Origin of the sequence: Pseudomonas sp. SJZ131, from assembly GCF_007828705.1 — a bacterium.
GTDB lineage: Bacteria > Pseudomonadota > Gammaproteobacteria > Pseudomonadales > Pseudomonadaceae > Aquipseudomonas > Aquipseudomonas prosekii.
Genome location: NZ_VIVC01000002.1, coordinates 140,751 through 156,433, shown reverse-complemented (window position 1 = coordinate 156,433; position 15,683 = coordinate 140,751). Strand labels below are relative to the sequence as shown.

Sequence of the window (15,683 nt, the reverse complement as noted above, 5' to 3'; positions counted from 1 at the left end):
AGATCGGCCCCCTTTCCCCCTCTCCCCTCTGGGGAGAGGGTTGGGGTGAGGGGTGGCCCTTGAAATCAAAGAACATCAAACCGGCTGCAACCTCTGTTCAAACACGCTCACCCCATCCAGATCCCGCAACACCACGCTCATTTCGCCGCTCTGCCCTTCGATGTTCACTTCGCCGAAGAACTGAAATCCGGCAAACGGCGAGGTGTTTTGTGCGGGTGGGGCTTTCTCGAACACCACTTCCGGGCCAAAAGTTTTATCCAGTGGATTCGGCCCGAAGCTGCCGGCATTCAACGGCCCGGCGACGAATTCCCAGAACGGCTCAAAGTCCTGAAACGCCGCGCGGTCGGGATGGTAATGATGCGCGGCGCAGTAATGCACATCGGCCGTCAGGAACACGAAATTGCGTACCTTCTGCGCACGCAGATAACCGAGCAATTCAGCGATCTCCAACTCGCGGCCCTGCGCCGGTCCCGGATCGCCATTGGCCACCGCTTCCCAGCGCGTGACGCCCGCGCTGACCTCGCCATCCGGCACGCCGAGGCCAATCGGCATGTCCGCGGCAATGACTTTCCACTGCGCGGTCGAGGCTTGCAGCGACGTCTTCAGCCAGTCGAGTTGTTCGCGTCCGAGGAATGGTTTGGCGGCGCCGAGGTTGTCGTCATTCGCCTCGCGATAGCTGCGCATATCCAGCACAAACACATCGAGCAGCGGCCCGTAACCGAGCTTGCGATAGATCCGCCCGCCGTTGTCGGCGCTCTGCAAACGCATCGGCGCGTATTCGAGCCAGGCTTGGCGCGCACGGCCGACCAGGCTGTGGATATCTTTGCTCTTGTAGCGCTCATCGAGTTGCTTGCCCGGCGACCAATTGTTCACCACCTCGTGGTCGTCCCACTGCCAGATCTGCGGCACTTCGGCGTTGAAGCGGCGGACGTTTTCGTCCATCAGGTTGTAGCGATAATTGCCGCGATAGTCGTCGAGGGTTTCGGCGACACGGCTTTTCGCTTCGCTGGTGATGTTGCGCCACACTCGGCCACTTTCGGTGGTCAGTTGCGCCGGCACCGGGCCGTCGGCGTAGATGGTGTCGCCGCTGTGGATGAAGAAGTCCGGCAGGCGCAGGCGCATCGCTTCGTAAATGCGCATGCCGCCAATGTCCGGGTTGATCCCGAAACCCTGGCCGACGGTGTCGCCGCTCCAGACAAATCGCAGGTCACGCCGGGCCGTCGGCACGCTGCGCAAATGACCGAACCACGGCTCGCTGGGGACGCCGCTTTGCGCGTCTTCAAAATGCACACGGTAGAAAATCGCCTGATCGGCGGGCAGGCCGCTGAGTTCGACGCGGGCGGTGAAGTCGGTGCGCGCGTCGGCCAGCGGCGAGACGAAACGACGAGGGTTGGTGAACAGGCTGCGGGTGTCCCATTCCACCACCATCCGGGCCGGCCGGTCGCTGCGGCTCCAGACCATCGCGCGGTCGCCGAGCAAATCGCCGGACTGCACGCCGTCGGTGAGTTGCGGGCGATCCTGGACCGAGGCGATCACCGCTGGCGCCAGGCCCGGCAACAACAACCCGGCGCCGACCGCCTGAATGACGCGACGGCGACCGAGATCGAATTCGCTCATGGTGTTCTCCCTGGCAAAAGGAAAACTTAAGCATGTGCAGATGAAACCGCTGTGACACCCCACATCCCCTGTGGGAGCGAGGCTTGCCCGCGAAGGCGATCCAACCGTCAGCACATGTGTTGAATGCTAAACCGTCTTCGCGGGCAAGCCTCGCTCCTACAGGACAGGGGTGTCAGGCGTTGACCGGTTCTACCGCCAATTCCACCACTTCCGGCCGTTTCAGCAGCGCATACGTCACCGCCGTCAGCAGACTCCCTGCAACAATCGCCAGCAGATAAAGCAGCGCGTGGTTGATCGCATTCGGGATCAGCAGCACGAACAAACCGCCGTGCGGCGCCATCAATTTGCAGCCGAAATACATCGACAACGCACCGGTCAGCGCGCCACCGGCGATGCTCGCCGGAATCACCCGCAACGGGTCTTTCGCCGCAAACGGAATCGCCCCTTCGGAGATAAAGCACAGGCCCAGCACAAACGCCGCTTTACCGGCCTCGCGCTCAGTCTGGGCGAACTTGCGTCGCGCAATGAACGTGGCGATGCCCAGACCAATCGGCGGCACCATGCCGGCGGCCATGGTCGCGGCCATCGGCGCATAACTCTGCGAGGCCAACAGCCCCACCGAAAACGCATAAGCCGCCTTGTTGATCGGCCCGCCCAAGTCCACGCACATCATCCCGCCGAGCAACACACCGAGGAGAATCGCGTTGGTGGTGCCCATGCTGTCGAGGAAGTGCGTCAGCGCTTCGAGCATCCCGGCGACCGGTTTGCCGACCACGTAAATCATCACCAGGCCGGTGAACAGACTCGCCAGCAACGGGATGATCAGAATCGGTTTCAGCGCTTCAAGACTTTGCGGCAAACGCGCATAACGATTGATCGCCTGCGCCGCGTAACCGGCAATGAAACCGGCAATGATCCCGCCGATAAAACCGGCGCCCAGGGTGCTCGCCAACAGCCCGCCGATCATTCCCGGCGCGAGGCCCGGTCGGTCGGCAATCGAATAGGCGATGTAGCCTGCGAGCAACGGCACCATCAACTTGAACGCCGTCTCGCCGCCGATCTGCATCAGCGCCGCAGCGAGCGTGCCTTCTTCCTTGAACGCGGTGATGCCGAAGACGAACGACAACGCGATCATCAAGCCGCCCGCCACGACCATCGGCAGCATGAACGACACGCCGGTCAGCAAGTGTTTGTAGACGCCGGATTTCTCTTGTTTGGCCGGGCCTTTGGCGCCGGTCGCAGCGCTTTCCTGTTTGCCTTCGGCCAAGGCTTTATTGAGCGTGGCTTCGGCCTGTTTCAGCGCGATGCCAGTGCCGCAGCGGTAAATTTTCTTGCCGGCGAAACGCTCGGTGGCGACTTCGATATCGCACGCCAGCAGCACCACATCGGCGTCGGCAATCGCCGCCGCGCTCAGTGGATTGCGCGCACCGACCGAGCCCTGGGTTTCGATCTGCAAGTCATAACCCAGACGCTTGGCCGCTTGCTGCAAGGCTTCGGCGGCCATGAACGTGTGGGCAACGCCGGTCGGGCACGCAGTAATCGCGACCAGACGCGGGGCGTTTTTGGCGACTGCAACCGCTTCGTCGGCCACGTAGATTTCAGCTTCTTCAGCGCCACGCCGCAGCACCGCTTCAACATCTTGCAGCGCTTGCGCCGGGGTGCTGCGGAACACGCGTTTGCCGACGAATCGCGACATGTCGACCGGCGTGCTGGTAACCAGCAACACCCACTCGGCGGACTCAAGAGTGGCGGCCGACAACTGGCGTTCCGGGTGCGCGGCGTCGACCACTTCGACGCTGGTGCTCCAGCCCTGCCGCTGGGCCGCAGCGTCGAGCAACCGGGCGCACAGCACACTGGTGACCATGCCGTTGGGGCAGGCCGTAACGATGGCTAACTTCATGACAACCCCTCTTATTGTTCTGTCAGGAGGCGCACGCGCACGCCCTGTTCGAGCTGCGCCAGGTGCGCGACATCGCTGATGCCAAAACCGATCTGCGTGACCGCCATCGCGGCAATCGCGGTGGCCGTGCGCAAGGTTTGCTCAGGCGTGTCGGCACTGAGCAAACCGTGGAGCATGCCGGCCAGCAGCGAGTCGCCGGCACCGACCGTGCTGACCACGCTGACCTTCGGCGGCGTAGCGTGCATCGCCGCGCCGACACTGAACCAATTGACGCCATCGGCGCCGTGGGAAATCACTACATGCTCGACGCCTTGCGCATGCAAACGGCTGGCGGCTTGCGCCTGCGCAGTCACCGAAACCACTTCGCAACCGAGCGCTTCGGCGAGTTCTTCGGTGTTCGGTTTGATCAGCCACGGCGCGGCCGCCAACCCTGCGCGCAAGGCCTCGCCGCTGGTGTCCAGCGCCACGTTCAAGCCGAGATTTTTCAAACGCACGATCAACCCCTGCAACCACTGCGCAGTGACCCCGCGCGGCAAACTGCCGGCAACCACCACGGCATCGTGGCCCGGCGCGATCTGCTCGAGCCGATCAAGCAACGCCTGTTGCGCGGCGGCGCTGACCTGCGGCCCAGGGCCGTTGATGTCGGTGATGCGTCCGTCGCTTTCAGCCAGTTTGATATTGCTGCGGGTTTCGCCGGGCACGCGAATGAACGCGTCGACAAAACCGCGTTTGGCGAACAGGGTTTCGAACGCTTGCAGGTTGTCTTCACCGAGAAAACCGCTGACCGTCAGTTGATGCCCGAGGTCGGCGAGCACTTGCGCGACGTTCACGCCTTTACCGGCAGCGTGGGTGTGCATCTCGTCGCTGCGGTTGACCTGACCGGGCGCCAGCGCCGGCAATTCGACGGTGAGGTCGAGCGCCGGGTTGAGGGTCAGGGTGAGAATCTTGGCCATTACAGGGCCTCCACTAATGCGCGCACTTCATTGGCGCTGCCCACGGCCAAGGCCTGTTGGGCGAGAATTTGCGTCTGGGCCAGGCTGAGTTCGCGGATGCGCGCCTTGACCTCGGCGATGCTGCGCCCGGAGACGCTGAGCTCGTCGACACCGAGGCCGACCAGCACCGGCACCGCCAGCGGGTCTGCCGCCAGTTCGCCGCAGACGCCGACCCATTTGCCGTTGGCATGCGCGGCACGCACGGTGATGTCGATCAGTTGCAGCACCGCCGGGTGCAAGCCGTCAGCCTGGGCCGACAAGGTCGGGTGCCCGCGATCGATGGCCAAGGTGTATTGGGTCAGGTCGTTGGTGCCGACGCTGAAGAAGTCGACTTCTTTCGCCAGCACCGGCGCCAGCAACGCTGCCGACGGCACCTCGATCATGATCCCCAGTTGCAGATCGGCGACCGGGATTTCCAGGCGCAAGCGCTCAGTCATGTCGCGCGCCTGGCGCCACTCATCGACGCTGCCGACCATCGGAAACATGATCCGCAACGGACGGTTGTCGGCAGCCCGCAGCAAGGCGCGCAATTGCGCTTCCATGATCTGCGGACGTTGCAGGGTCAGGCGAATCCCGCGCACGCCGAGGAACGGATTTTCTTCCTTTTCAATCGGCCAGTACGGCAGCGGTTTATCGCCACCGACGTCGAGCGTGCGCACCACCAATGGCCGACCGGCGAGACCATCAAGGACGCGGCGATATTCGACTTCCTGCGTGGCCTCGTCTGGCGCTTGCGAATGCGCCATGAAGATCAATTCGGTACGCAGCAAACCGATGCCCTCGGCGCCCTGCTCGACCGCCGCAGTGACGCCAGCACTTTCGCCGATATTGGCGAACACTTCGACCGCGTGACCATCGCGGGTCAGCGCCGGTTGATGACGTTGTTCAGCGGCGGCTTTCAAGCGTTGCTCGCGGGTATCACGCTCTTCGGTGGCGCGCTGCAGCGTTGCGGCATCGGCGTCGACGTGCAGGCGACCGCGCTGGCCGTCGATCAGCAACGGCGTGCCCGGCGCCAGCAGCAACACCGCTGCGCCGGCGCCGACCAAGGCCGGAATGCCCAAGGCGCGGGCGACGATGGCGCTGTGTGCCGTGGCGCCGCCGCGAGCGGTGAGAATCCCGGCCACGCGCGCCGGATCCAGCCGCGCGACGTCGGACGGACCGACCTCGTCCATCACCAGAATGTACGGTTGCTCGGGTTCGCTCGGTGTCTCGATGCCACACAGTTGCGCCAGCACGCGACGGCCGATATCACGCAAATCGGCGGCACGCTCGGCGAGCAACGCGTCCTTGAGCGATTCCTGTTGTTTGGCCGCTGCTTCGATCACCGCCATCCACGCCGCTTCAGCGCTTTCGCCCTGCTTCAGGCGCGTGTCGACTTCATCGGTCAATTCCGGGTCGTCGAGCATTTCCTGGTGCGTGATGAAGATCTCGCGAATCGCCTTGGATTTGCTGCGTTCGATCAAGCCTTGAATGTCGCGCCGAACCTCCGCCAGCGCACTGTGCAGACGCTCGCGTTCGACCGCCGCAGACTCGCCGCGCAGCGGGTAATCGATGGTTTGCAGCACTTGAATATGCGCCGGGCCGATGGCAATGCCCGGCGCCGCAGCGATGGCCTGGATCAGGCTGCCGGACTTGGGCGCCAGCAGCACTTCGGCGACATCGGCGAACACTTCGCGTTGCTGACTGACGGCCGGCAATGGCTCGACTTCTTCGCCGAGGCCTTCTTCAATCGCCGCCAACAGCGCCGGCAAGGCATCTGCGGCAATGCTTGGTTCGGCGATAAATTCCAGGACCTGACCGCGCCGCGCGCCGAGGCTCAGCAGTTTGCTCAGGCTCTTCACCGACACCGCGCTGTCCGCGCCATCGACGATGCGCACACGAATCTCGCCGTCAAAGTTCTTCGCCAATTGCGCGAGGATCTTCGCCGGGCGCGCGTGCAAACCGTGGGCGTTGGCCAGGGCAATGCGCGCGCTCGGCCAATCGACCGGCACTTCGCCGCCGAGCACTTCGAGGACTTTGCGACTGCTGGTGGCGCGACCCAATTCGTGGCCGCGACCTTCAATCAGCAACGCGCAAAGTCGCTCGAGCAACGCCTGATGCGCTTCGCCGAGGCTGGCGAGGCAGAACAGGCCGCTCAATGGCTGGCCGAGGTAGCGCATCGGTTTGTCCGGGGTGACGAATGCCAGTCCCGGGCGCTTGACCGTTTGTTCGCTGTGCAGCCACCACAAACCATCGCCCAGCGGCAGCGCTTCGACTTGTTGCAACACCGCAGCGAAACCGTTGCTCACGCAATCGGCCTGACGCAGCAGACGCGCGCCGCGCCAGACCAGTTCTTCGAAGTCATCGGCCGACACGCCGAGGCCGATCATCTGCGCGTCGAGGGCCAATTCCTGCGGCGCGCCCTGGAGCAATTTGAGCAACGCTTCGGCGCTGCTGGCGCGGCGCAAGGCCTCGCCCAGATCGGTCTCGCCGAGGGCGCGGGTCAGGAGTTGCAGCAAGCGCAGGTGTTCATCGGATTTGGCCGCAATGCCGATCGCCAGGTAGACGATCTGGCCGTCCCCCCAATCCACACCTTCGGGAAATTGCATCAGGCGCACGCCGGTGGTGAACACCTGATCGCGGGTTTCCGGGGTGCCGTGGGGGATCGCAATACCTTGACCGAGAAAGGTCGAGCCCTGCGCTTCGCGCGCCTGCAGACCGGCGAGATAACCCTCGGCGACCAATCCGTCGGCGACCAGATGCTGGGCCAGAAGGTGCAGCGCGGCGGACTTATCCACAGCCGTCTGGGCCATGGATATCTGCTCTATGGTGAGCTCGAGCATGCTTTCTCCTTTTTGGCGCCAGGGGACGCCAGGTATTGTTCTGAATGAATCAGCTTAAATTGAATCAGCTTAGGCTTTTTGCGCACACTTGGCGGTTTCACGGCAGAACCGGCCAATGCAGCCTTAACGCAGAAAATACGCTTGCTGAAACGTTTAATCTAGAAAGTTTGGCACGTTACTCGATTATGACTCATCCTAGAAGTCCAACTTGTCGGATGCGGTGCGACATTGGTCGCCTGCCTGAATCGGGTAGGATTGGCGAAAATGTCGGGGCAAGCTCGAAAAAACAAGGAATTCCCGAGTTGAAACTCAGTGATATCGCACAGTTGGCCGGCGTGTCCGTGACCACCGCCAGTTATGTCATCAATGGCAAAGCTACCCAGCAACGCATCAGCAGCGCGACGGTCGAGCGCGTGCGCGCGGTGGTCGAGCAGCATGGTTTTACGCCTAATCCGCAAGCCGCCGGTTTGCGCAGTCGGCACACCCGCACGTTGGGTTTTATTCTGCCGGATCTGGAAAACCCCAGTTACGCGCGCATCGCCAAACTGCTGGAGCAAGGTGCCCGCGCACGCGGCTATCAATTGCTGATCGCCAGTTCCGACGATGCGCCGGACAGCGAACGGCAGTTGCTCAAGCTGTTCCGTGCACGCCGCTGCGATGCGCTGATCGTTGCCAGTTGCCTGCCCACCGATGACGACAGTTATCGCCAGTTGCAGGCCAAAGGCACGCCGATCATCGCCATCGACCGGGTCATGGAGCCCGAGCATTTTTGTTCGGTGATCAGCGACGACCGCGAGGCCAGTCTGCACCTGACCCAGAGCCTGCTGCAGCCGTTGCCCAAGCAGATCGCGCTGATCGGCGCGCGTCCCGAGCTGAGCATCAGCCAGGAACGGGCCGCCGGGTTCAAGCAAGCGCTGGCCGGGTTCAAGGGTGAAATCTTCATTGAGCAAGGCGAGTCGTTCAGCCGCGAGTGCGGCAAGCAATTGATGGAAGAATTACTCCAGCGCCTGGGGCATTTGCCGGATGCGCTGGTGACGACTTCCTACGTTTTGCTGCAAGGCGTGTTCGACGCCTTGCATGACTTCCCGTTGAAAACCCGGCCGCTGCGCCTCGGCACTTTCGGCGATACGCAGCTGCTGGATTTCCTGCCGTTGCCGGTCAACGCCATGGCCCAGCAGCACCAGTTGATCGCCGATAAAGCGTTGGAATTGGCCTTGGCCGCCATCGAACAAGCGGATTATCAGCCGGGCGTGCAGGCCATCGCGCGGACCTTCAAGCAGCGCATTGTGCAGGACTGAACCGTGCAGCTGATCGACACCCACACTCACCTGGATTTTCCGGATTTCGACGCCGATCGCGCGGCGTTGCTGGAACAAAGCCGCGCCCTCGGGGTGCGGCAGATGGTGGTGTTGGGGGTTCATCAAGGCAATTGGCAGCGGGTCTGGGATCTGGTCTTGAGCGATGCCGATTTGCACGCGGCGTTCGGTTTGCATCCGGTGTATCTGGATCAGCATCAACCCGAAGACCTGACCGCGCTCGGTGATTGGCTGACGCGCCTGGCCGGTCATCGGCAGTTGTGCGCGGTGGGCGAGATTGGCCTGGATTACTTCATCGAAACCCTTGATCGCGAGCGCCAGCAGGCCTTGTTCGATGCGCAGTTGCAGTTGGCGGCGGATTTCAATCTGCCGGCGCTGATTCATGTGCGTCGCAGTCACGCGGCGGTGATTGCCACGCTCAAGCGTTTTCGCCTGAAACGCGCGGGGATCATCCACGCGTTCGCCGGCAGCCAGGAAGAGGCGCGCGAATACCTCAAGCTCGGTTTCAAACTCGGGCTCGGTGGCGCCGCGACCTGGCCGCAGGCGTTGCGCATGCACAGGGTGTTGGCGCAGTTGCCGCTGGATGCAGTGGTGCTGGAAACCGACTCGCCGGACATGGCCCCGGCGATGTTCCCCGGTCAGCGCAACAGCCCGGCGCACTTGCCAGCGATCTGCGCGGCGCTGGCCGAGATCATGGCGATCAGCCCCGAGCAACTGGCGGCGGCGAGCACGGCGAATGCCTGCCAATTGTTTAACTGGTAGGTAGTTGCATACATTCCCTGTGGGAGTGAGCTTGCTCGCGATGGCGCTGTGTCAGTCATCATCAATGCTGACGGTCAGTACGCCATCGCGAGCAAGCTTCGCTCCCACAGGGGGTTGCGGGGTAATCAGACGCGGAATGCGCTGATCAATTGCTTCAGTTCCAGTACTTGCGCCGACAATGCGCGGCTGGCGTTTTCGGTCTGATGCGCGCCCTCGGCGGTGCGCTCGCCGGCGCGGTTGATCTCGACGATGTTCTGGTCAATGTCGTGCGCCACCGCCGTTTGCTGCTCCACGGCAGCGGCGATTTGCTGGTTCTGGTCGACGATCATGCCGACCGCGCCGAGGATGTTTTCCAACGCTTGCTGGACCTTCTCCGATTGCCCGACCGTGCCACTGGCCATCTGGTGACTGACGCCCATGGCTTTCACCGCCGCACCCACACCGCTGTGAAGCTTGGCGATCATCTGCTCGATTTCTTCAGTGGATTGCTGCGTGCGCTTGGCCAACGTGCGCACTTCATCCGCCACCACCGCAAAACCCCGGCCCTGCTCGCCCGCCCGCGCCGCTTCGATGGCCGCGTTGAGCGCCAGCAGGTTGGTTTGTTCGGCGATGCTTTTGATCACCTCGAGCACCCGGCTGATCGACTGGCTGTCGCTGGCCAATTGATTGATCACCAGCACCGACTGATCAATCTCAGTCGCCAGCGCGGCGATGCTGCCCTGCTGCGATTCGACCAAACCGCGACCGCTGAGCGTTTCGTCATTGACGCTGTGCGCGCTGCTGACCGCGGCTGCCGCACTGCGCGCCACTTCCAGTGAAGTCGCCGACATCTGGTTCATCGCCGTAGCGACTTGCTCGATCTGGCTGCGTTGCCCGGCGACCGCCTGGTTGCTCTGCGCAGAAACGTCCTGCACTTGCCCGGCCTGACGCTCGACTTCGCCGACGGTGCGGCCGACGCGCTCGATCAAGTCATGGATCTTCTTCACCGTGCCGTTGAACACTTCGCCCAACTCGCCCAGCTCATCGCGGCTGTTGGCGTGGAACGTCACGGTCATGTCGCCGGCCGCGACGTTGTCCATCATCGCCCCGAGGTTTTTCAGGGTGGTGCGGGTCGACGCGTAGAAGCCGCCGTAGAGGTAAAAGATCAGCACAAACACCACCGACAACGCCACGGCCTGCAACACCATGTGCGTGCGGTTTTGCTCCAGCCGTTGCTGCAACTGGCTGCCGAGGAATTTCAGGGTCGCTTCGTTGAGTTGGTAGGTCTGCTCCATCAGGCCGCTGACCTGATCGTAAAACGCCGGCCACGGTGCATCGAGCGTGTCGGCCATCACCACTTGTTCTTCGAACAGTTCGCTGGCCTTCTTCAGCGAGGCCTTGCTGGTTTCGGCCTGGGCGGCGAGGGTTTGATTCGCGGCTTTGCTGGAGCCCAGCGCGTCTTGCAGTTTCAGCCCGTATTCAGCCTGGAGCTTTTCGATTTGCGCGAGCAATTCGTCAAAACGCGTGCTCGATGCCGAATTGAGAAAGCCCTGCCCCAGCGACAACGAGCCCATGGCCCGGCCCTCGCCGAGAATCTGCGTGACCGGCGGGGTGACGTTGGTGATCAACTCACTGAGCTGGCGCATGTCGCTTTGCGTGTCGCGACTGAGGCCAGCCTGGCTGGTGATGATCTGGCTGAAAATCTGCGCGCTGCCGAGCAGTTTGCCGATCAGCGCACTTTTGCTTTGCAGGGAGTTTTCCGCTTGCTGGGCCTTGAACGCGGCGATCATTTCGTCGCGTTTGGCGTCGAATGCGCTGATCTGCTCAGGGTCGGTGCTCATCGCCGCCAGCCCTTGCAAACGCGTGAGAACGCTCTGTTCCAGCGCGGCGATTTTGCTCTCGACATCACCGGCCTTGCCGGATTGCCCGAGGGTGACGTCGATCTGCACCAGATTGTTCAGGGTTTCCAGGTCGCGGCGCAGGGTCAGGCTGCTGCCCAGCAGGTCGAGGCTTTGCAATTCGATTTGGGTGCCCTGGAATTCACGATAGGAATCGCGCACCAGGTAGAAGTTGGTCACCAGCATCGGCACCAGGAACAGCACGCTGATCAGGCTGAACTTCATGCCGAAGCTCAAGCGGTTCATCAGCGCGACAGCAGGATAGAGCAAGCTCTTCACTGTGAAGTCTCCCTTGGATTTCTTATTTTTATTGGCAGGCGCACAGACACAGCAGATAGCCACTATTGGGCGCCATGTCTGTATAGCTTAAATCGGCGGGAGTTTTTGTAACTTAAGGTTAACGGCAGCGCTACACCACATCGCCCCTATGTAGCAGCTGGCGCAGCCTGCGTTCGGCTGCGCAGCAGTCGTAAACCCTGAGCTCACGGTAAAACTGACACACCGCAGTGCCTGAATCGGCGACTGCTGCGCAGCCGGACGCAGGCTGCGCCAGCTGCTACAGGGAGGGTGGTGTTACGGGAGGACTGTCCAAAGCGCAAATCCGGCATACCAGAGCACTGCCGCGCGCAGCAGCAATTCCCAAAGGCGATCGAGGCTGTTGATGCCATCCGGTCCGACCACCGGTGCAGGAATTTCACCAGCGACCAGGCCGACTTTTTCGATCAACTGCGCGGCGCTGATGTTCCAGTTCAGCAGCTCGTGCAGCATCACCCGTCCAACCGCGACGAAGTTGCCGACCAGCGCAAAACTCGCCGCCAGCAAGCGCACCGGCACCCAATCAAAGGCATGCCGCAATTGCGCGGCGCGTTCGACCACTGCCGGGTTCTGCCCATGCTCCTCGGCGAGGGCGAGCAAGCGATAACTCAGCGCGGCGACCGGGCCCAACAGGAAGTACCAGAAAATCACCGCAAAGAAGCTTTGGTAGGCCTGCCACAACAGATGCGCCTGCACCCGCTCCAGCAATTGCTCGCCATTCTCGGCGCAGATGTCGAGGTCGCGTTTGGCCACGTGCGTCGCGGCTTGCAGATCTTCGCGACGCCAGGCATCGCGGAACGGCCCGAGCTGGCCGAGCAGATCGCCGCGCCCCAAACTGTAAATCACCACCAGCAGATGCACCGGCAGCGCGAGCAAACCGTAAGCCACTGGTTGCAGCACGATCAACAGCAAACCGAGCAGCGCCACCGGCAGCAATACCAGAATGATCAACACCAGCCACGGATGGTCCTTGAGACGGGCGCTGGCTTCGAGTTTGTGCAGTTCGCGCAACCAGCCGCCATCACGTTGGAGACGATGGCGCAGGGCCGAGAATTTCTCGATCCAGACCGCCAACAGCAACACCAGAAAACTCATTGTTGTTCCTCTTTTGCCAGGGCGGCGCGGTAGCGCGCCCAGTCGAACGCAGGTCCCGGGTCAGTCTTGCGCCCCGGAGCGATGTCGCTATGCCCGCAAATGCGCTGCGCGGTAATCCCGCTGAAAGCGCTTTGCAGCTGTCGGGTCAGGGTCGTCAGCGCCTGATATTGCGCATCGGTGAACGGCAGATCATCGGTGCCTTCCAGTTCGATACCCACGGAAAAATCATTACAGAATTCCCGCCCCTCGAAATTCGAGACGCCGGCATGCCAGGCGCGCTCAAGACAGGAGACAAACTGAGTGACGGTGCCGTCACGTTCGATCAGGAAATGCGCAGAAACGCGCAGCTCGGCAATCCCTTCAAAGTAGGGATGCTCGGTGACATCCAGACGATTCTGGAAAAACTCCTGAACCTTGCCGGTGGCGAATTGTGCGGGCGGCAGGCTGATGTTGTGGATCACCAGCAGGGAGATTTCTTCCGAGGGGCGCGCATTGAAGTTGGGTGACGGGCAAATATCAACGCCCTGGCACCAACCGCTCGCGGGGTCCAACTGCATACAGGTTCCTTCAACGACAATCGTGTTGGCGCCCAGTATGCCGCGATAGACCCTCCGCGCGCGATCACTTGGCGTGATTGAGCCGGCGCAAGTTGCCGATCACCGATTCCAGCGCCCGATCAAACAGCAGCGTATCGTCCAGCGCGCGCACCGCGCCGCGACGAAACTCCAGCGCCAGCCCGTTACGACTGCGCTCCAGCACCTTCATGCCGGTGCGATTGACGAAAATGTACTTGCCGGTGGCATCGATGATCGCCGCCAGTTTGCAGCGCAGCGTGTTGTCCTCGTCTTCCTGAAACTCCACCCAACTGCCGACCCGCAAGCGCTCGACTTCAAGCAGCCCGGCATCGTTGGCCGGCAAGCGCACCGATGTCGGGTCAACCGGACCTTCATCGGCGGTGCGCAGGACGATTTCTTCCACCACTTCGACCATCACCGGAGTTTCATTCGCAGGCGCCGACGGTTGCGCCGGGCGCTCGAACAATTGCACGTGCAAGGTTTCCAGTTCGGCGAAGAATTCGCTGGTGGCAAACGGATCGAACGCCGAACTGCTGAGGCCATCGCGCAGCGCTTTGAGCAAACCCGGGACCAGCGACAACAGGCGCAGATTGGCATCGGGCTCATCGTGGCGCTGCACGCTCCAGAGCAGTTGCGCCATGGTTTGCACATCGGCCTGCCATTCTGCGGACTGGTCGCCATGCTTGAGGCACGTCAGCATCAGCACTTTGCTCCAGGCATCCTGGACAAACGCCACCACTGCTTGCGGCAACAGCTTGCCCAGCAGCGCTTCATTCAATGCTTGCTCGACACGCTGGCGCGCCAGTTCGGTTTTCGCTCGGCCCTCTTCGGCGTCGCGAGTGCGTTGCTCCAGCAGCTCGCTGCGTCGACGCTCATCGCTGGTGAACGCGAGGAAGTCCGCGAGCAGCTCGGAGAAAATCGCCGGGTCATCGACAAAATCGTTCAGCAACCGCTGCACCACTTGCTCGATGCGCAGGTAAAGAGTGTCGCGCTCATGGTCATCGCACTCGCCCCAACCCATGGCTGCGGCGGCGATTTCATTGAGCAGACGCCGCGCCGGGTGGCTGCTGCGGCTGAAGAAGCTTTTGTCGACCACTGCGACTTTGAGCATCGGAATCTGCAAACGGCCGATCAGCGCTTTGAGCGAGTCCGGCAGATTGCGGTCATCGAGAATGCATTCAAACAGCATCGCGATCAGGTTGATCACGTCTTCATCGGCAACGCCAACCACCCGCGACTTGCCGCTTTTGACGCTGACTCGGGTGAGTAATTGTTCAAGTTGATTGCGCAGATCGAAGTCGTCCTGCGCCGCCGGGTCGGGCACGTATTGCTGCAAGTGCGAGAGCAGTCGCATCAGGTCGCGCGTGGAAATCGGTTGCGGCGGCACGCTGGCTTCGAGGGTCGGCGCCACGGTGCCGCGCACGTGAAAGAGTAATTCCTGCAACGCGGCGAACACTTCCTGCACGCTTTCGTCGATGTGCGTGTGGCCAGGCTTGGCGCTGGCGTCGGCCGGTTCAGCCTGCGCACTGGCGATCGCGCGATCAGTAACACGCCGCGCCGGCGCCGGTTTCAGTTCGGGCAACACGCCTGTGGCGATCAACAGTTGATTGGCTTCGGCGTAGAGCTGATCGGCGCTGCTGAGCACGTAGCGCTCGAACAGTTTGAGGATGATCAACTTGACCTTGATCCCCACGCCCAGATTGCGCCCGGCTTGCAGAAAGTATTCGCAGAGCATCGCCGGGCCCAACGGATTGTGCTGTTCGAGCAGCTCTTTGCCCAACAACACGCTCAGCCGCGTGGTCAGTTGATCGAGGGCAAAACCGTCGCGATTCATCACTTTGCTGACCATCGCTTCCACGGCGACGCTGCGCTCAAGGTCGTCGTTGGGCAGCGGCGCGTCGGGATCAAACGTCAACGTGTGCGTCAGCGGCAGGACTGAGCGGCTGACATCGTATTGAGTGAGGCTGACGAAGGCTTCGAAGAATAGCTCGAGAAAGCCGCGCTCAATGCTTTTACGCTTGAGGCGCAAATCGCGCATGGCTTCGAAAAAGATGTTCTGCTCGACGTCGTTGCGGGCGCGGTCGGCCATTTCGAACAGGGTGTCGTCGGCGTTATCGAACAGTTCCTGCAAACCATGGCGCAGTTGCTGCGCAGCCTTGTCGCGAACCTGAAGCAGAATCACAGGCAGGCGGGCGAGCGGCGAATGATTCGCCTCGGTAGCGGCCTTGTGCAAAGGCACTACATTCCCGTCGTTGTGCATCCAAGCCTCCTGAAACGGTGATTCTTCGGTTCGGTGAGAAAGTTCGTCCGCGCAAGCCTCACAGCCGACGCTCAACGGGGACCAGTGGCACCCGTTGCCCTGCATCAATTGGGAAATCCAGAGCGACGTCAAAGGCATGACGTCAAATACAA

10 protein-coding genes and 1 pseudogene are annotated in these 15,683 nt (G+C 62.0%); 2 read left to right on the top strand and 9 right to left on the bottom strand.

All coding sequences use genetic code 11. The features are described 5' to 3' along the window. Positions 1-75: 75 nt before the first annotated feature. From FBY12_RS07585 to ptsP, 4 genes are all read right to left on the bottom strand, one after another. Positions 76-1,617, bottom strand: coding sequence for an alkaline phosphatase (locus FBY12_RS07585; RefSeq protein WP_145252502.1), 1,542 nt, complete (start codon positions 1,615-1,617; stop codon positions 76-78). A 172-nt stretch (positions 1,618-1,789) separates the two neighbouring features. Further along, positions 1,790-3,517: a PTS fructose-like transporter subunit IIB gene (locus FBY12_RS07580; RefSeq protein WP_145252501.1), complete on the bottom strand. Its 1,728-nt coding sequence runs from the start codon at positions 3,515-3,517 to the stop codon at positions 1,790-1,792. 11 nt (positions 3,518-3,528) lie between these two features. Next, entirely contained in the window at positions 3,529-4,470 is a 942-nt protein-coding gene (gene pfkB, locus FBY12_RS07575; RefSeq protein WP_092273438.1) for a 1-phosphofructokinase, read from the bottom strand. Further along, a complete protein-coding gene (gene ptsP / locus FBY12_RS07570; protein ID WP_145252500.1) occupies positions 4,470-7,331 on the bottom strand; it encodes a phosphoenolpyruvate--protein phosphotransferase in 2,862 nt (953 codons plus the stop codon). Before ptsP ends, pfkB begins: the two co-directional genes overlap by 1 nt. 302 nt (positions 7,332-7,633) lie before the next feature. Between ptsP and cra the strand changes: the two genes are divergently transcribed. Further along, complete coding sequence (gene cra, locus FBY12_RS07565) at positions 7,634-8,629, top strand: catabolite repressor/activator (protein ID WP_121733621.1); 996 nt, start codon at positions 7,634-7,636, stop codon at positions 8,627-8,629. A gap of 3 nt (positions 8,630-8,632) precedes the next feature. Continuing rightward, positions 8,633-9,409, top strand: coding sequence for a TatD family hydrolase (locus tag FBY12_RS07560; protein WP_145252499.1), 777 nt, complete (start codon positions 8,633-8,635; stop codon positions 9,407-9,409). Positions 9,410-9,534: 125 nt separating this feature from the next. On the opposite strand, the gene FBY12_RS28140 is transcribed toward FBY12_RS07560, so the two are convergent. The 5 genes and pseudogenes from FBY12_RS28140 to FBY12_RS07540 form a co-directional block, all read right to left on the bottom strand. Beyond that, a complete protein-coding gene (locus FBY12_RS28140) occupies positions 9,535-10,239 on the bottom strand; it encodes a methyl-accepting chemotaxis protein (protein WP_371927427.1) in 705 nt (234 codons plus the stop codon). Between the two features lie 153 nt (positions 10,240-10,392). After that, a pseudogene (locus tag FBY12_RS28135) lies at positions 10,393-10,596 on the bottom strand (HAMP domain-containing protein); the annotation flags it as partial. 1,263 nt (positions 10,597-11,859) lie between these two features. Next, positions 11,860-12,696 (bottom strand): regulatory signaling modulator protein AmpE, encoded by an 837-nt coding sequence (gene ampE / locus FBY12_RS07550; protein WP_145252497.1) that lies wholly within the window; start codon positions 12,694-12,696, stop codon positions 11,860-11,862. Then, the gene (gene ampD / locus FBY12_RS07545) at positions 12,693-13,253 is read right to left on the bottom strand and encodes a 1,6-anhydro-N-acetylmuramyl-L-alanine amidase AmpD (RefSeq protein WP_121731715.1); all 561 of its coding nucleotides are present in this window, start codon (positions 13,251-13,253) and stop codon (positions 12,693-12,695) included. The genes ampE and ampD overlap by 4 nt, the downstream gene beginning before the upstream one ends. 64 nt (positions 13,254-13,317) lie before the next feature. Further along, on the bottom strand, positions 13,318-15,531 hold the full coding sequence (locus tag FBY12_RS07540; RefSeq protein WP_145252496.1) for a DUF1631 domain-containing protein: 2,214 nt from the start codon (positions 15,529-15,531) through the stop codon (positions 13,318-13,320). Between the last annotated feature and the right edge of the window lie 152 nt (positions 15,532-15,683).